Genomic DNA, 17,288 nt, shown 5'->3' with positions numbered 1-17,288 from the left:
TTTTTGAGTTTCCTCACTATGATTGTTCGTCCACATAAACACTGGCTTGTTCGTCTTTTCGTCTGGCACGGTTCCGTTCTGGAGAAAATCTATTCACGTCTGCTGCTGAATCTGGCGCTGTCGGTCAGCGTGATTTTCTTCCTGCCGTGGTATGAAGCGCTTGGCATCAAACTGACGATGGCCCCGTTCAGCATTCTGGGCGTGGCTATCGCTATCTTTCTCGGCTTCAGAAACAACGCCTGCTATGCCCGCTTTAATGAAGCGCGTCTGCTGTGGGGACAGCTGGCGGTAACCGCACGTTCGCTGCTGCGCGAGGTAAAAAGCCTGCCTGCGGCGCAAAGCGAAGAAATTAGCTATTTCGTCAACCTGCAGGTCGCGTTCTGCAACTGCCTGCGCCTGACCCTGCGCAAGCAGCCGGTGGAAGATGCCCTGCGTCCCTGGCTGCGCGAAGAGGAGCTGGCATGGGTTGCGGCAAGCCATGCGCCATGCAACCGTATTTTGCTGCTGATGGGCAACTGGCTGTCAAAACAGCGCATGAACGGCACTATTTCCGACGTGTTATGGCGCAGTATGGATAATCACCTCAACGAGCATACCGCCGTTGCCGGTGGCTGCGAACGCATCAGCAACACGCCTGTGCCCTTCGCCTACACGTTAATTCTGCACCGCACGGTATATATGTTTTGCATCATGCTGCCCTTCGCGCTGGTGCAGGATGTGCATTACATGACGCCGTTCCTGTCGGTCTTTATTTCCTACACCTTTATCGCCCTTGATAGCCTGGCCGAAGAGCTGGAAGAGCCGTTCGGCATGGAAGACAACGATCTGGCGCTGAATGCCATCTGCAATACCATCGAGCGTGATTTGCGCGATATGAACGGCGAGGATGAGATCCCCGGAAAGATGAAGCCTAACCGACATTACCAGCTGAGTTAGCCTGCAGCGGCTATAATGCAGAAATTAGCCGTTCATCTTCATATTTACTTGAATTAATGAGGATCGCACTCTTAAACTAGTTAGATATCTAACGAACTGGTGCCGCTGCCGTGGATTATGAAAAGCTCACTTTTTCTCACCTGCTTCATCTCACGGCCCATCACTGGCGTCTGGCCGTTGACCGCAGGCTGAAAAACCTCGGTATGAGCCAGGCCAGCTGGGTGGCGGTTGCGGCTATCGCCGGCAATGAAACGCCGCTTTCGCAGAAGGAGCTGGCCCGCCAGCTTGGCGTTGAGGGCGCAACCCTCGTGCCGCTTATCAATCGCCTTGTCGAACAAAATCTGGTGCAACGGGTTCTTAAGCCTGAAGACAAACGCGTGCGCCTGCTGGTCGCAACCGGACAGGGGCAGGCTCTCTATCAGGAGGTTAAAGTGGTCGCCGACAGGCTCCGCCAGGAAGTGCTGGCCTCAGTCAGTGAAGAAGAGCAAGCCGCGACGCGTGATGTGCTCACCCGCCTGCTCAAAGCCGCCGAGACAAAATAATGCGCCTTCCTCAACGCGATCCTTATATTCCAAGGGAGTGGAAACCGCATGAGAAACCTACGCTCCTGGGTTCTCCTTCCACGCCCATTCATCCCACCCACAGACGCATCGCCTACGGCCTGGTCGGGCTGCTGGTGTGCCTGACCGGGGCGCTCGGGAACGCGCTGGTCGCCGCAAATCTCACCAATTTACAGGGCACCTTTGCGGCCTGGTCTAATGAAATCGCCTGGCTGCCCGCGGTGTACGTGATGACCAACGCCTCCATCAACCTGCTGCTGGTGAAATTCCGCCAGCAGTACGGGCTGCGGGCGTTTACCGAAGGATTTCTGGTGCTGTATGTGCTGGTCACCTTCTTCCACCTTTTTGTTAACGATCTCAATTCCGCCATCATGGTGCGGGCCGCCCACGGCATGGTCGGCGCCGCGCTCAGCTCGCTTGGCATTTACTATCAGGTACAGGCCTGGCCCGCGAAGCACCGGCTTAAAGCGTTAACCATCGGCATCACCGGCTCAACGCTCGCCATCCCCATCGCGCGGCTGTTTTCATCCGAGCTTTTGCAGCTTTACGAATGGCGCGGCCTTTACTACTTCGAGCTTGGTCTCGCCCTTGTCTCACTGGCTTGTGTGCTGGCGCTGAAACTGCCGCCAAGCGATCGCAAAAAAGTCTTTGAGAAGAAGGATTTTCTGACGTTTATTCTGCTTGCGCCAGGCATTGCGCTGCTGTGCGGCGTGCTTTCGCTTGGGCGTATCGACTGGTGGTTTGAAGCGCCATGGATCGGCTGGTCGCTGGCCGCCTCGCTGGTATTGATCGTTGCCGCTATTACCTTTGAACACAATCGCAGCAACCCGCTGCTGAATACGCGCTGGCTTTCGAGCGGCAGCATCGTGCGCCTCGGGCTTATCATGGTGCTGATCCGTATTGTCCTTGCGGAGCAGAACACCGGGGTGATTGGCTATCTGCAGCTTATTGGCCTGCAAAACGAGCAGATGACCAATCTGGCCTGGTCGATTCTGGCGGGAATCGTCTGCGGCATTATCGCCAGCTGCCTGACGATTGATATTAAAAAGCTGGCGCGCCCGATTGTGATTTCGCTGGCGCTGATGATTATCGCCTCGCTGATGGACAGCCAGTCCAACAACCTCACCCGCCCGGCGCAGCTTATGGTAAGCCAGTTCCTGTTTGGTTTTAGCAGCGCCTTCTTCCTCGCGCCGGCGATGCTTGCAGCGATTGGCGGCGTGATTGCCGAACCGCGCAACCTCGTGAGTTTTTCGGTGCTGTTTGGCATGAGCCAGAACCTCGGCGGGCTGCTGGGTTCAGCCATTCTCGGCACCTTCCAGACCTGGCGCGAGAAGTTCCATTCCAGCCTGCTGGCCGACCAGCTCACGCTGCTTAATCCGCTGGTCAGCGAGCGGATCAACCAGTACAGCCAGCTTTATAGCAGCGTGCTGGGCGACAGCACGTTGGTTAATACTCAGGCGCTGTTGCGGCTGCAAAGCGTTGCCACTACTGAAGCGAACGTGCTTGCTTACAACGATACTTATTTACTGACCGCATCTATCGCCACGTGCACCCTGCTGTGGATCCTCTGGCGCTTGCTGCGCCTGAAGCTTGCGGCCAGAAAACAATTAAAAAATACCACGGAGCTGCAATGAGCGAACAAGGAACCACTCCGGCACAAAGCCCGGAGCAAAAAAACCTGCGCGTAGTGTCAATTTTTAGCGCCGCCGCGATAGGCATCGTTGGCGTGCTGGTGATCCTCTATGCCTGGCAACTGCCTCCCTTCACTCGTCACATTGAGTCAACGGAAAACGCCTACGTGCGCGGCCTGACCACCTTTATCAGCCCGCAGGTTAACGGCTATATCACCGCGGTAAACGTGAAGGATTTCCAGTACGTCAAAGCCGGCGACGTGCTGATGACCATCGACGATCGCATCTACAAGCAGCGTGTTCATCAAGCGCAGGCGCAGATGGCGATGAAACAGGCCGCGCTCGCCAATAATCAGCAGCAACGTCGCAGCGCGAATGCCGTTATTAAAAAAAATGAAGCGGCCCTGAAAAACGCTCAGGCGCAGGGGAAAAAATACCAGCTCGATTTACGTCGAGTGGAAGAGCTGACCGCAGACGGTTCACTCTCCGTTCGTGAACGCGACGCGGCCAGAGCCAGCGCGGCGCAGGGCAATGCGGATATCGAGCAGGCCGCCGCCCAGCTGGAAATGTCCCGCCAGGATCTGCAAACCACCATCGTTAACCGGGGCTCGCTGGAAGCGGACGTGGAAAACGCGAAGGCGGCGCTGGAGCTGGCGCAGATCGATCTGCAGAACACGCGGATTATCGCCCCGCGTGACGGCCAGCTCGGGCAAATCGCCGTGCGTCTTGGCGCCTACGTCAGCGCAGGCACGCGCCTGACCTCGCTGGTTCCGTCGGATAACTGGGTTATCGCCAACGTGAAAGAAACGCAGCTTGCAGAGATGAAAGTCGGCCAGCCCGTAACCTTCACCGTGGATGCGCTGGCGAACGAGAAATTTAACGGGCGCGTGGAGAGCATCTCCCCGGCGACCGGCGTGGAGTTCAGCGCCATATCGCCGGACAACGCCAGCGGCAACTTTGTGAAGATCGCTCAGCGTATTCCGGTGCGCATCGAAGTTCTCGGCGAGGCGGATAAGCGTAAGCGTCTGCGGCCGGGGATGTCGGTTCAGGTGCATATCGACACGCGGGAGAATGCCCAGTGAACCCGCTGAAACTTTCCTGCCTTGCCGCAGCGCTGCTGCTGGCGGGCTGCCATTCAGCTCAGGTGCAGCAGGCCAGACCGACCCTTGAGATCCCCGCTCAGTGGCGCGACCAGGTCGGCCCGGCTTCTTCTGCGGAAGGATTCTGGTGGCGTAATTTTCATGACTCGATGCTTAACGGCTACGTGGATAGCGCCCTGCGTTATAACAGCGATGTGCTGACCGCCCGTGAACGCGTTAATGAATATCAGGCCCGCGTGCAAAGCGCAGAGGGCGCGCAATGGCCAACGCTCGATGCCGGGCTGAATGCAAGCCGCAGCCGCTCGCAGTCTGCCGCGACGGGTTTGCCGACGCACGGCGATCTGTATAAAGGAAGCCTGAACGCCAGTTATAACGTCGATTTATGGGGACAATATAGCAGCGCTGCGGATGCGGCGCAGGCCAGCCTTGAAGCGCAAAAAGCGGCGGCTGCGGCGGCGAATTTGACCGTAGCCTCCTCCGTTGCCTCGGGCTATATCACGCTTCTGTCACTGGATAAACAGCTTAAAGTCACGCAATCCACGCTCGCCGCCCGCGAAGATGCGTACAGACTCGCAAAACGCCAGTATGAAGCAGGCTACAGCTCCCGGCTGGAGCTGATGCAGTCGGATTCGGAATACCGCGCAACGCGCGCGCAAATCCCGCAGCTGCAGCATCAAATCAGCCAGCAGGAGAACGCGCTCAGCGTGCTGGTGGGCAAAAATCCAGGCGCGGTGGCGCGCGGCGGCGAATTTGACCAGCTTACGCCGCTGACGCTGCCCGCGCAGCTGCCGTCGACGCTGTTAAATCGCCGCCCGGATATCGTCCAGGCTCAGAGACAACTGTTGGCGACAGATGCGACTCTGGCTTCGTCGCGCGCGCAGCTTCTGCCCTCCATCAACCTTGTGGCCAGCGGGAGTTTGCAGGACAGCACGCTTTCGCAGCTTATCGACAATCCGCTGCGGCTCTGGAGCATCGGCGGCAGCATTCTCGCGCCGCTGCTAAACCGCGAAGCGCTGAACGCGCAGGTTGATGTCGCCATGTCGCAGCGTAACCAGGCGCTGTACGCCTATGAAAAAACGGTGCGCAACGCTTTTAAAGAGGTGAACGATAGCCTCGATGCTATCCAGCGCCTGCGGGAACAGCTCGTGGAATTACAAGAGCAGGAGCACGTCGCCGGAGAGGCGCTGCGAATTGCTCAGAACCGCTACCGCAACGGTTATTCATCTTATCTGGATGAGCTGGACGCCCAGCGCACGCTGTTCTCCACGCAGCTTAACGTAGTGCAGGTGAAGAACAACCTGCTGCTGGCGCAGGTCGATCTTTATCGTGCTCTGGGGGGCGGCTGGCAGGGATTGTAGCTGTAAACTGAGCAAACTAAGCCGGAGGCGCTGCGCTTATCCGACCTGCAGATGCATAAATTATAGGGTGGACAGGCCGCCGCTATCCGCCGTTTTGGCTGAATAAAACTTTCGGAGTATGCAATGCAACAGCAATGGTCAGACGTTGATGATTACCTCGTTCACTCCCTGATCCCGGACGATCCCATCTTTGGAAAGATCCTCGCCAATAACAGCGCCGCAGGCCTTCCCGCCCATGACGTTGCGCCAAATCAGGGAAAATTTCTGCAGCTGCTGGTGCAGATAACCGGCGCTAAAAACATCCTCGAGGTCGGCACGCTCGGCGCATACAGCTCGGTGTGGATGGCGCGGGCATTGCTTGCAGACGGTAAACTGGTGACGCTTGAAGCTGACCCGCGTCATGCGGAAGTAGCGAAGAAAAATATTCGGCTGGCTGAACTGGAAGATATTATTGAGCTGCATGTCGGCCCGGCGGCGGAAACCCTGCCGCGGCTCGAGAGCCGGGCTCCCTTTGATCTGATTTTTATCGATGCCGATAAGCCCAGCAATCCGCTTTATCTGGAATGGGCGCTGAAATATTCCCGCCCCGGCACGTTAATTATTGGCGATAACGTAGTGCGCGACGGCGCGGTGACAGATCCGCAAAGTGACGATCTGCGGGTGCAGGGAGTGCGAAAATTCATCGAGCTGCTGGGTGAAAACCCCCGCCTTACCGCCACCGCCCTGCAAACGGTTGGCAGCAAAGGCTGGGACGGCTTTACCATCGCGCGGGTGAACGACTAAGCGTTCGAATTATGTCAGGTTGCGCTTATCCTGCCTGCGAAACGCATAAATCGTAGGGTGGATAAGCGCAGCGCCAGCCACCGTCTCTTAACCCGTAATCTGCTCCATCGCCTGCAAAATACGTTTATCTGATATCGGATAAGGCGTGCCTAACTGCTGCGCGAAGAAGCTAACGCGCAGCTCCTCAATCATCCAGCGGATTTCCTGCACGTCCTCATCCTGGCGCCGTTTTGGCGACAGCTTGTTCAGCCACTGCTGCCAGGCCTGCTGGACGCTTTCCACCTTCAGCATCTGCACGCGATCGCGATGCGGATCGACCGCCATCTTCTCCAGGCGTTTTTCAATCGCCTGCAGGTAGCGCAGCGTATCGCCAAGGCGTTTATAGCCGTTGCCGGTGACAAAGCCGCGGTATACCAGGCCGCTCATCTGCGCTTTCACATCCGACAGGCCAAGCGCCATGGTCATATCCACGCGCCCTTTCAGCCGCTTATTGATGTTGAAAACGGCGGTAAGAATTTGTTCGACCTGCTTCGCAATCTCCACCACGGTCTCGTTCAGCTCCGCGCGCACTTTTTCATGCAGCGCGGCAAAGCCTTCTTCCGTCCACACCGGGCCGCCCGCCTGGGCAATCAGCTTATCCACGCCGCAGGAAATGCAGTCGTCAATTAAGTCCAGCACCTTGCCGTACGGGTTGAAGTACAGGCCGAGCTTGGCTTTGTTCGGCAGCTTTTCATGCAGATATTTAATCGGCGAAGGAATATTCAGCAGCAGCAGGCGACGCAATCCGCGCCACATGGCCTGCTGCTGTTCGAGCGGGTTATCAAAGAGTTTGATCGCCACGCTCTCTTTTTCATCCACCAGCGCCGGGAAGGCTTTCATACGGTAATTACCGCGTTTTTGCTCATAGCTTTCCGGTAGCGCGCCGAAGCTCCAGATATGCAGCCCGCTCTGCTCGATGCCGTCATCGGCGACGGCGGAGAGCGTCTGCTGCACTTTATCCTTCAGGCCGCCTTTCAGCTCGCTGAGATCTTTACCCTCTTTAAGCTTTTTATTGTGTTCGTCCACCACGCGGAAGGTCATTTTCAGGTGATCGGGTACCTGTTCCCAGTGCCAGTCTTCCCGGTCAATCGTTACGCCCGCCATGCGGCGGAATTCACGCTCTAAACTGTCCAGCAGCGGCAGCTCAAGCGGCGTGGCGCGGCCTAAAAACGCTTCGGCATAGTTTGGCGCAGGCACGAAATTACGGCGCACCGGTTTCGGCAGGGATTTAATCAGCGCGATAATCAGTTCGCGGCGCACGCCCGGAATCTGCCATTCGAACCCGGCCTCGTCGACCTGGTTTAACAGCGGCAGCGGAATATGCACCGTGACGCCATCGGCATCGGCGCCCGGCTCGAACTGATAGGTCAGACGCAGCCTGAGGTTGCCCTGATGCCAGAAGTTCGGATAGTCCAGCTTGCTGATCTGCTCCGCGCCCTCTTTTATCAGCATGCTCTTTTCGAAGTTGAGCAGATCCGGCGTCTCTTTACTGGCTTTCTTCCACCAGCTGTCGAAGTGACGGGCGGAAATTACGTCATGGGCAATGCGCTGGTCGTAGAACTCAAACAGCGTGTCGTCGTCCACCAGGATGTCGCGACGGCGGGATTTATGCTCCAGCTCCTCCACTTCGTTGCGCAGCCTGAGGTTTTCGCGGAAGAAGGCGTGACGCGTCTGCCAGTCGCCTTCCACCAGCGCGTGGCGGATAAACAGCTCGCGGCACAGCGCCGGGTCAATCTGGCTGTAGTTAACGCTGCGCGCCGTAACGATCGGCAGGCCGTAAAGGGTGACCTTTTCGGTAGCCATTACCGCGCCCTGCGATTTCTCCCAGTGCGGTTCGCTGTACGATCGTTTGAGCAGATGCTGCGCCAGCGGCTCAACCCATTCCGGGTCGATGCGCGCGGCGATGCGGCCCCACAGGCGGCTGGTTTCCACCAGTTCAGCAACCATCGTCCACTTTGGCGGCTTTTTGAATAGGCCGGAACCGGGGAAGATGGAGAAACGCGCGTTACGCGCCCCGGTGTACTCCTGCTTATCGGCATCTTTCTGGCCGATATGGGAAAGCAGGCCGGTAAGCAGCGCGCAGTGCACCGAACGGAAGTCCGACGGCTCGCTGTTGATCGGCAGGCCTAGCTCTTTAACCACCTGGCGCAGCTGGGTGTAGATATCCTGCCACTCGCGCACGCGCAGATAGTTAAGGTAATCCGTTTTACACAGGCGGCGGAACTGGTTGGACGACAGCGCTTTTTGCTGCTCGCCCAGGTAGTTCCACAGGTTCACGTATGCCAGGAAATCAGACTCTTTGTCGTGGAAGCGACGGTGTTTTTCGTCCGACGCCTGCTGCTTGTCCATCGGACGCTCGCGCGGGTCCTGAATGGAGAGCGCGGAGGTGATAATCATCACTTCGCGCACGCAGCCAAACTTCTGAGCTTCGAGCACCATGCGCGCCAGCCGCGGATCCACCGGCAGCTGGGAAAGCTGGCGGCCGGACGGCGTCAGCTTATAGACGCTGTGGTCTTCGTCGCTGGTAATCGCGCCCAGCTCTTCAAGCAGGCGCACGCCATCCTGAATATTGCGTTTATCCGGCGCTTCCACAAACGGGAAGGCGGCGATGTCGCCGAGGCCCAGCGCCGTCATCTGCAGGATAACGGACGCAAGGTTAGTGCGCAGAATTTCCGGGTCGGTAAATTCCGGGCGCGACAGGAAATCATCCTCCGAATAAAGACGAATGCAGATGCCTTCCGAGACGCGTCCGCAGCGGCCCTTACGCTGGTTCGCGGAAGCCTGGGAAACCGGCTCGATCGGCAGACGCTGCACTTTGGTACGATAGCTGTAGCGGCTGATGCGCGCCGTACCCGGATCGATGACGTATTTGATGCCGGGCACGGTAAGCGAGGTTTCCGCTACGTTAGTCGCCAGCACGATGCGACGCCCGGCGTGCGACTGGAACACGCGGTTTTGCTCGCTGTTCGACAGGCGGGCATACAAAGGCAGCACTTCGGTGTGCGGCAGATTCAGCTTGTTCAGCGCGTCGGCGGTATCGCGAATTTCGCGCTCGCCGCTCATAAAGATCAGGATATCTCCCGCGCTTTCGCGGCCCAGCTCGTCCACGGCGTCGAAAATCGCCTGCAGCTGATCGCGGTCGGTATCGTCCGCGTCTTCAACAATCGGGCGATAGCGCACTTCCACCGGATAAGTACGGCCGGAGACTTCGATAATCGGCGCGTTGTTGAAATGGCGCGAGAAGCGCTCCGGGTCGATGGTGGCCGAGGTAATAATGATTTTCAGATCGGGACGACGCGGTAGAAGTTCACGCAGATAGCCGAGCAGGAAATCGATATTCAGGCTGCGTTCATGCGCCTCATCGATGATGATAGTGTCGTACTGCATCAGCAGGCGATCCTGCTGGATTTCCGCCAGCAGAATGCCGTCGGTCATCAGCTTGACCAGGGTATTTTCGCCGACGTGATCGGTAAAACGGACCTTATAGCCGACCGCGCCGCCCGGCTCGGTTTGCAGCTCTTCCGCAATACGGTTGGCAACGGTACGCGCGGCCAGGCGACGAGGCTGCGTATGCCCGATAAGCCCTTTTACGCCGCGCCCAAGCTCCATACAGATTTTTGGCAGCTGCGTTGTTTTACCCGAGCCCGTTTCCCCCGCGACAATCACCACCTGGTTATCGCGTATGGCCTCCAGGATATCTTGCTTCTTCTGGCTGACCGGCAGGTTTTCTGGATAGGTAATCTTCGGGCGTGCCGCTTCGCGTAGCAGAACCTTACCGGCCGCTGCGTCGATCTCCTGGGCCAGCGCGGCAAAGACCGCCTGCTGGGATTCAGGATTTTTCACCTTCTTCGCGCCCTGAATACGACGAGAAAAACGCTGGCGGTCGCGCAGCATCAGGTTTTCTAAGCGGGAAGATAACGAGGAGACTGAAGGTATTGTATTTTGCATAGCGTCATCATCATGGCAGAGCACTGCCGGAAAAGTCTTTTGCGTGAATTACCCGTAGATTACCACATCGTCTTCATCCACGCCTTGTTCAATAAAATCGAACATAGAGTTCGATATATTGCGCTATCACTGCAATCGGATTGTGAATACAGTTAGTCCAGCGAACGGGCAATCTGTCCGAATGACCAAAAACAAAGGAATCACCCATGAGCAAAGTATTAGTTCTTAAGTCCAGCATCCTGGCAGGTTACTCCCAGTCTAATCAGCTGTCCGACTATTTTGTTGAACAATGGCGCGAACAGCACTGCGCTGACCAAATCACCGTGCGCGACTTAGCGGCAAACCCGATCCCGGTACTGGATGGCGAGCTGGTCGGCGCTCTGCGTCCGAGCGATGCGGCCCTGACTCCGCGTCAGCAAGAAGCGTTAGCCCTGTCTGACGAACTGATCGCCGAGCTGAAAGAGCATGACGTTATCGTGATGACCGCACCAATGTACAACTTCAACATTCCTACCCAGTTGAAGAACTATTTTGACCTGGTAGCCCGCGCTGGCGTTACCTTCCGTTACACCGAGAAAGGACCTGAAGGTCTGGTAACCGGTAAACGTGCCGTGGTGCTGACCAGCCGTGGCGGCATCCATAAAGATACCCCAAGCGATCTGCTGGTGCCTTATCTGAACCTGTTCCTCGGCTTCATCGGTATTACCGACGTGAACTACGTGTTTGCCGAAGGCATCGCCTACGGTCCGGAAGTGGCAACCAAGGCCCAGACCGACGCAAAAGCGGCGATCGACAGCATCGTTACCGCTTAAGTTTTCACAAGATTTACCAGAGCGGCAAAAGCAATTTTGCCGCTTTTTTCGTTTGTGCGTTACTTTTTACCTTTCCCCGAGCCGCCAAATCTTCTCCGCGTAGCGCCCGACAAGCGCCAGCGAGATACCGAGTATCAGGAAGAAGAGCACTTTATTCGTGCTGTCCCAGAACATTTCGAAATAGCGGGTATAGAGGTTGATGCCAAGAAAGGTAATGCCGAAACCGCGCAGCATAGCGTCTTCGGTTTTCAGGCTTATCCAGATGCAGGCAAGCGCCGCCAGCGCAAAGAGCAACGACCAGAGCAGCAATTCTGTTTGCCGCACGCTTTGCCAGATATCAAGATCGTAATTGCCAAATATGGACAGGATCCACAGCGCGATAAACAGGTAAAGCAGCCCCGTCGCCTTGCTGACGTGAAACAGATTGCGCTGCACTAAAGGCCGCTGCAGCAAATAACAGGCGGCGAGCAACAGACCGCCAAACAGCACAAAGCGAATCGGATAGTTCATGCCCAGCCAGTAAGCTCCCCAGCCGGAGGCGTAGCCCGTTTCCGCGCCGAAATAGCTTCCCAGCGCCAGCAAAAAGAAGAGCCAGATAAGGCCGGAGCGACGTGTATAACCAAGCGTGCCGTATATCGCACATCCCAGCAATAAGAGCGGGCCTGCGTGATCGCTGCCGTTATCAAGCGCCAGGCCCAGCTGCCATATAAACAGCGAGGTGAAGACAACGCCGAGGAATAAAATAGCCTCGCTGCTGTAATATTTTTCCGGCGAGCGCCGCTGTCGGCTGAATCCCCACAGATAAAGCGCGAGGCTGATACCCGCCAGCACAAGGGCTCGCGGGTAGTAACCGATATTGAACAGCAGCGCCATGAGATAGTCGTCTGCAAAGAAGCTGCCTGCCGCAATAACGATGCAGGCAAGAGAGATCCAGAAAGCATAGCGGCTAAGACGCTGCCAGTCGAAAAGCTGTAGCGAGAGCGCGCTTTGCAGGCGCTCTCTTTCAGGATTATCTATCACCCCTTCCTGCTGCCAGCCATCCAGCACGCGTCGAATAAGACGCTCCTGTTTACGAGTGACTTTCATAACGATTTCCCTTCAGCAGATTATCTCCCTCACATTACAGCAATTTATTGCGGAAGATGCCTGTCCCGCTTGCGGAATTTATAGCTATGCTTAGGACAACTTTAGCCCGAGGAGAGCAATATGCAGGACTGGAACCCGGCGCTTTATCTGCAGTTTGAGGCGGAACGCACCCGTCCGGCAGCCGAGCTGGCCGCGCGCGTCAATCATCCCTTTGCAGCGCAGATTTCTGATTTAGGCTGTGGGCCCGGCAACAGTACCGCGCTGCTGCATGAGAGCTGGCCCGATGCGGCGATAACCGGGCTGGACAGCTCTTCCGCCATGCTCGAAAAAGCGCGGTCGGCGCTGCCAGATTGCCGGTTCGAACAGGTTGATATCGCCCAGTGGCAGCCTTCGGTTAAACAGGATGTGATCTATGCCAACGCCGCTTTGCAGTGGCTCGGTAACCACCGGACGTTATTTCCGCGTCTGGCCGGTCATCTTGCGGAAAACGGCGTGCTGGCAGTGCAAATGCCGGACAACTGGCAGGAGCCGACGCATGCGCTGATGCGCCAGGTGGCGAATGAGTTGGGCAACCCGCCAGCAGGGCGCGAGGCGTTGCTTGCGCCCAATGAATATTACGATCTGCTGACCGACGTGGGGTGCCGGGTGGATATCTGGCGCACCACTTACTTTCATGTAATGCCATCCCACCGTGCGATTATCGAATGGCTAAGCTCCACCGGCCTGCGGCCGTATCTCGCCGATCTCGACGCTATTCAGCAGGAGGCGTTTATGGCGCGTTACCACAAACTTTTGCAGGAGGCCTATCCAACGCAAAAAGACGGCAACGTGCTGATGCTGTTCCCGCGTCTGTTTATTATTGCGCATAAAGCCTGAACGGCGGGCGAATTGTCAGGCTGAACGTTCGGGCCTGTGGCACAGATACCAGATGGTGGAAAGCATGCAGAGGATATAACCAAACATTTCCGTGCCCTCTTCGACCATGTTTTTCACCAGCCGGTTATAGCCGTCAAGCATCAGCTCTTCCCACAGCGCATGCATGCCGAACAGGCGCGAGAAAATCAGCACGCACAGCAGACCGGAAAGCATCATGCCGTAAGCGGGATGGCGCAAAAACGCCGCTACGCCTTCCAGCGTTTTTTCTTTATTCCTCAAGGCATAACTGACGCAGACCAGGGTAGTAAACAGGGCAAACCAGACCCAGGCGCCATGGGACAGCGCGTCAAAGACGAAATCAAGCTCGCGGATTAGCATACAGGTGAAAAAGCCGCCGATTAATACGCCGCTGTGACGCCGCGACGGCGTTTTTCTGGCATCGCCAAAAAACAGCAGCGCAAGGGCCAGCAGGAGGCTTTCCTGAACAATTTCGGTGAAGGAGTTTTCGCGCACAAAGTCGTGAAACCAGATGACATCGCTAAAGAGGATTAATACGCCAGACACCACAGCCAATACGCAAAAAACAACCAGAAGCAGGCGCTTTAATATAAAAGAAATATGCATAAGCCTTAGTAATTATAAAAAGCTTATTATGCTTTATATTTATAATACGAGATTCGCCATCCGTGCTTTGCACAACGCACTCAGGGCGCAGAGGCCGCACACGGCGGCCATTTCAGGCAGGATTAACGGGCGGCGATACGCTGGAGACGGCGGTGGCGAAGCGCGTCGTAACACCAGTTGTAGATAACCGTATACGGCAAAAAGAACAGAAAGAAACCTATTTCAACCATAAAAGCCGTCAGCAGCGTAATATTCAGCATCCAGGCGGCAAGCGGCAGCCCAATTAAAATAAAACCGCCTTCAAACCCCAGCGCATGCCCGACGCGCAGTGGCATACGGCGCGACTGCCCGAGCGGGAAAAATCTGTCGAATGCCGCGTTATAAATAATGTTCCACACCATCGCTACGGTAGAGAGCATAATGGCCAGAGCGCCCATCTGGAACAGCGGCTTATCCATCATCCAGGCGGCCGCCGGGGCGCAGATGCCGATGGCGATAACTTCAAATCCGACCGCGTGCAGGATACGTTCGTGAAAAGATCTTTTTTGTGACTGCATAGCAATAAACTCCAGAAGCGTGACTCAGGCGCTATTTTCATCGCGATTAGTGATAGCATAAAGTTAGTTACCATCGATAAAAGCGATAGATGATGCTTTACTCTCCTGAATCACTGGAAGCCTTTTTGCAGGCGGTTGAAACCGGTTCGTTCTCTGCCGCGGCCCGCAAGCTGAAGAAAAGTCAGTCGACCGTCAGCGCCGCGATAGCCAATCTGGAAGCGGACCTGGGTATTGTGTTATTCGACAGGCAAAGCCGCCAGCCGAAGCTGACCGCGCAGGGCCAGCGGGTGCTGCCCTACGTGCAGTCGATAATGTCCGCCAGCGAGCGACTGGACGAAGTGTCGGTGCGCCTTGCGGGAAATATCGAACCACGTCTTAGCTTTGTCCTTTCAGATCTCTGGCAAACCACGCACCACGAATCCATTCTTAAGCGCTTTTCAGAGCAATTTCCGGATATCGAATTTGAGTGCCTGATTGCTGAAGACGAGGATGTCGTCGATTTAATTCAATCGGGTCGGGCGCACGTTGGCGTGTTGCGCGTGCAGGAACGCTATCCGCTTGATGTGACAGCGTCACGTTTACAGCCAGGCGCGCAGATGTCGATTTATATTCATCAGCAGCATGAATTTGCCGCCCGGCAGTCTGTAGAAATGGATGAACTTCACACCGTGCGTCAGCTTTGCCTTAAAACTTATAAAGATCCCACGCGTCATGCTGGCGGTGGCCCTGTATGGTCGTCTCCTTCTTTGCTGATGCTGCTCGAAATGGCGGAGCAAGGGTTTGGCTGGGGAATTTTACCGCGCTGGCTGGTGGAACAGTTCGGCCACAATCTGCTTAAGGAGCTGCCCGTTGCCGGTTGGCCGCAGCTTATTGACGTGGATGTGATATGGTCCAACAAAGTGCCGCCGGGCGCTGCCGGACGCTGGATTATCGATAGGTTACGGGCGCAGCGCTAAATGAATCTGGCAGAGGCGCTGCATCGAAATAATGCTAAAGCAGGAATGCGGCAAAAAATCAAACTTATTCCATCGTTTAGATCGCCGTTAACAAGCGTTGCCGTGTCCTTCCTGCAAGTGTTATGCGGCCTGTTTGCTGTAAGCACGCCTTTGCTTAGCGCCGGCTCTAAAAAAACCACTGCCGGGGCAATGGTTGCTTTATAACCGAAACAGCCGCAATCAATGAATACCGAGCCGGTAGGCGTGGGAGATCTCTTCGCGCAGTTCGAGAGAGGTCAGTTCCATCAGGTCAGCAAATTCCAGTTTTAGCTGATTAAACCGAATCAGGTACTGGGCTGGCGTCAGGGTTTCTTCTTCACGGCGGAGATACTCAAACGCAAGGGTGGTCGGAGTCAGGTCAGTATTCATTGCAATCCTCAGTCTGTTCATGATCAAAACCCAATAAGAATAACACGAACAGACTGTTCAAAAAACCGCCACCTCTTTCCCGATGGCTATTTTACGCTTTCCGGCAGGGTAATGACCCAAAGCTCATTAAGCGATTCAGGTTGCTCAAGCGGCTTAAGGGCGATTCTGGTAGGAACTTCTTTTCCATCCAGCGTCAGATGTCCTTTGCCGTCCACTTCGTAATCGTCCGCTTTCTTGCTTTCGCCCTGCGGATTATCCAGCACCGCCTGCAGGCCGAAATCGTTGTCATTAATCACCGCGATGGTCTGGTTATCAATCAGCGTCATCCCTTCCGCTTTTTCCTGCTGCCAGCCCAGCTTGCGTAGATCGAGGAGCTCCTTCTTCCCGGCGAGTTTAATGCCGCGCGCTTTCAGCTGTTGCGCATCGTTGAACTCCGGCGCTTTTTCTTTATCAAATTTGCTCAGATCGCTGGCCTGCGATAAATCCACCACGTAAACCAGATTGCGCATCGCTTTATTTTTATCGCCGCCCTGCTCGATAAGCAGCAGACGGTTATTATCCAGGGCTACAATGTCGCCGATTTTGGCATCTTTGGCCTTTTTATAGACATCTGCATCAATCGGATAGCCGTACATGGCGGTTTTACCGCTTGCCGGGTCGATGCTGACCAGGCGCGTAAATAGCGCGCTGTTTTTGCTCTTGCCGTCGATATCCAGCGTGCTTTGTACCGCGGCGATGATGCGCCCGTCCGGCATGCGGGTTATGCCTTCAAAGCCGCGGTTTGCCTGGCGCCATTTAATAATATTGGGTAAGCCGCCGGCAACACCTTGCTCTCCCTGCTGCGCCTGTGGACCATATTTTTTCAGGATCCTGCCCTTTGCATCGATGTTTACGATAAACGGACCGTATTCATCGCACAGCCAGTAGCCGCCTTTGCCATCCGGCGTAATGCCTTCGGTGTCCAGGCCACGTTTGTCGCCCGGCACCGGCTGTAACCTATCGCTCAGCGCGATTTCATTCGTCGCGCCAATCAACCCTTCCGGCAGCGGCAAGCCGCCGATCGATCCCTGTTTATCATGCAAAGCATGCGCATCAACGGCCTGCGCCTTGCCGTCGCCGACGCGAATCGTCATCAGCAGCGGTGCGAATTTTGGGCTGGCGAAAATCTTGGACTCTTTCTCGCCCACTTTGGGTGAATCAGCATTAGGCCCGCGGTCTGTGACGGTAGCAAAAATCAGATCTTTGCCCTCTTTGCGGACAAATTGCAGACCAGAGCCAACGCCAACCGGCAGTCCGTCAGGAAAGGCGCTGGCATACGCCCCCTTATAGTCCACCCGATCGCCCTGCGGAAAGGTGACAACGTAACGATCGACGTGCGGATCTGTCGCCTGGCTTAGCAGAGGAAACAGAGAGGCGAATAACAGCACAGGCGTTTTTAATTTCATGTTTTTACTCATCCTTTGATATTAAGTCTCCGTTTTATAAAGCAGCCAGATGACAGAAATATGACGCAGGGGCGGAGCGCGCCCCGCAAGATAAATAAACCTTCCGCTATTTCTGCCGATATTAAAGCACCTGCGGTAATTCATCGTGGTTATCTGCATTAGTAAACGA

At 55.9% G+C, this 17,288-nt stretch carries 16 protein-coding genes; 10 read left to right on the top strand and 6 right to left on the bottom strand.

Translation table 11 applies throughout. The annotated features are described in order from the left end of the window. The first annotated feature begins 18 nt into the window (after positions 1-18). The 6 genes from WLO31_RS09605 (at position 19) to WLO31_RS09580 (ending at position 6,368) form a co-directional block, all read left to right on the top strand. Positions 19-936 carry a bestrophin family protein gene (locus tag WLO31_RS09605; RefSeq protein ID WP_435930575.1) on the top strand — a complete coding sequence of 306 codons (918 nt, stop codon included), beginning with the start codon at positions 19-21 and terminating at the stop codon, positions 934-936. A gap of 110 nt (positions 937-1,046) precedes the next feature. Next, positions 1,047-1,478: a MarR family winged helix-turn-helix transcriptional regulator gene (locus tag WLO31_RS09600; protein WP_435930218.1), complete on the top strand. Its 432-nt coding sequence runs from the start codon at positions 1,047-1,049 to the stop codon at positions 1,476-1,478. Next, positions 1,478-3,130 carry an MFS transporter gene (locus WLO31_RS09595; protein WP_435930217.1) on the top strand — a complete coding sequence of 551 codons (1,653 nt, stop codon included), beginning with the start codon at positions 1,478-1,480 and terminating at the stop codon, positions 3,128-3,130. Before WLO31_RS09600 ends, WLO31_RS09595 begins: the two co-directional genes overlap by 1 nt. Then, positions 3,127-4,209, top strand: a complete 1,083-nt coding sequence (locus tag WLO31_RS09590; protein WP_435930216.1) for an HlyD family secretion protein — start codon at positions 3,127-3,129, stop codon at positions 4,207-4,209. The genes WLO31_RS09595 and WLO31_RS09590 overlap by 4 nt, the downstream gene beginning before the upstream one ends. A 5-nt stretch (positions 4,210-4,214) precedes the next feature. Next, on the top strand, positions 4,215-5,585 hold the full coding sequence (locus WLO31_RS09585; RefSeq protein WP_435930574.1) for an efflux transporter outer membrane subunit: 1,371 nt from the start codon (positions 4,215-4,217) through the stop codon (positions 5,583-5,585). Positions 5,586-5,708: 123 nt separating this feature from the next. After that, positions 5,709-6,368: an O-methyltransferase gene (locus tag WLO31_RS09580; RefSeq protein WP_435930215.1), complete on the top strand. Its 660-nt coding sequence runs from the start codon at positions 5,709-5,711 to the stop codon at positions 6,366-6,368. 87 nt (positions 6,369-6,455) lie between these two features. On the opposite strand, the gene hrpA is transcribed toward WLO31_RS09580, so the two are convergent. After that, positions 6,456-10,355 (bottom strand): ATP-dependent RNA helicase HrpA, encoded by a 3,900-nt coding sequence (hrpA, locus tag WLO31_RS09575; RefSeq protein ID WP_435930214.1) that lies wholly within the window; start codon positions 10,353-10,355, stop codon positions 6,456-6,458. A 206-nt stretch (positions 10,356-10,561) separates the two neighbouring features. Here hrpA and azoR point away from each other — a divergent pair, with 206 nt between their 5' ends. Continuing rightward, the gene (azoR, locus tag WLO31_RS09570) at positions 10,562-11,167 is read left to right on the top strand and encodes an FMN-dependent NADH-azoreductase (RefSeq protein WP_435930213.1); all 606 of its coding nucleotides are present in this window, start codon (positions 10,562-10,564) and stop codon (positions 11,165-11,167) included. A gap of 66 nt (positions 11,168-11,233) precedes the next feature. On the opposite strand, the gene WLO31_RS09565 is transcribed toward azoR, so the two are convergent. Beyond that, positions 11,234-12,253, bottom strand: coding sequence for a DUF2157 domain-containing protein (locus WLO31_RS09565; protein ID WP_435930212.1), 1,020 nt, complete (start codon positions 12,251-12,253; stop codon positions 11,234-11,236). A gap of 120 nt (positions 12,254-12,373) precedes the next feature. On the opposite strand from WLO31_RS09565, the gene tam reads away from it, so the two are divergent. Continuing rightward, positions 12,374-13,129 (top strand): trans-aconitate 2-methyltransferase, encoded by a 756-nt coding sequence (gene tam / locus WLO31_RS09560; protein ID WP_435930211.1) that lies wholly within the window; start codon positions 12,374-12,376, stop codon positions 13,127-13,129. A 15-nt stretch (positions 13,130-13,144) separates the two neighbouring features. Here tam and WLO31_RS09555 read toward each other — a convergent pair whose 3' ends face one another. Both WLO31_RS09555 and WLO31_RS09550 read right to left on the bottom strand, forming a co-directional pair. Next, positions 13,145-13,753, bottom strand: a complete 609-nt coding sequence (locus tag WLO31_RS09555) for a hypothetical protein (RefSeq protein WP_435930210.1) — start codon at positions 13,751-13,753, stop codon at positions 13,145-13,147. A gap of 122 nt (positions 13,754-13,875) precedes the next feature. Then, complete coding sequence (locus tag WLO31_RS09550; RefSeq protein WP_435930209.1) at positions 13,876-14,310, bottom strand: multidrug/biocide efflux PACE transporter; 435 nt, start codon at positions 14,308-14,310, stop codon at positions 13,876-13,878. A 92-nt stretch (positions 14,311-14,402) separates the two neighbouring features. Between WLO31_RS09550 and WLO31_RS09545 the strand changes: the two genes are divergently transcribed. Next, entirely contained in the window at positions 14,403-15,266 is an 864-nt protein-coding gene (locus WLO31_RS09545; protein ID WP_435930573.1) for a LysR family transcriptional regulator, read from the top strand. After that, complete coding sequence (locus WLO31_RS09540; RefSeq protein WP_435930208.1) at positions 15,267-15,470, top strand: hypothetical protein; 204 nt, start codon at positions 15,267-15,269, stop codon at positions 15,468-15,470. Positions 15,471-15,485: 15 nt separating this feature from the next. Here WLO31_RS09540 and WLO31_RS09535 read toward each other — a convergent pair whose 3' ends face one another. Next, entirely contained in the window at positions 15,486-15,674 is a 189-nt protein-coding gene (locus WLO31_RS09535; RefSeq protein WP_435930207.1) for a YdiH family protein, read from the bottom strand. Positions 15,675-15,760: 86 nt separating this feature from the next. Further along, positions 15,761-17,119: an esterase-like activity of phytase family protein gene (locus WLO31_RS09530; RefSeq protein WP_435930206.1), complete on the bottom strand. Its 1,359-nt coding sequence runs from the start codon at positions 17,117-17,119 to the stop codon at positions 15,761-15,763. Between the last annotated feature and the right edge of the window lie 169 nt (positions 17,120-17,288).

The organism is Dryocola sharpae (assembly GCF_051307055.1).
Taxonomy (GTDB): Bacteria; Pseudomonadota; Gammaproteobacteria; order Enterobacterales; family Enterobacteriaceae; genus Dryocola.
The sequence above is the reverse complement of the archived record's forward strand: the minus strand, read 5'-3'. Positions and strand labels throughout refer to the sequence as shown.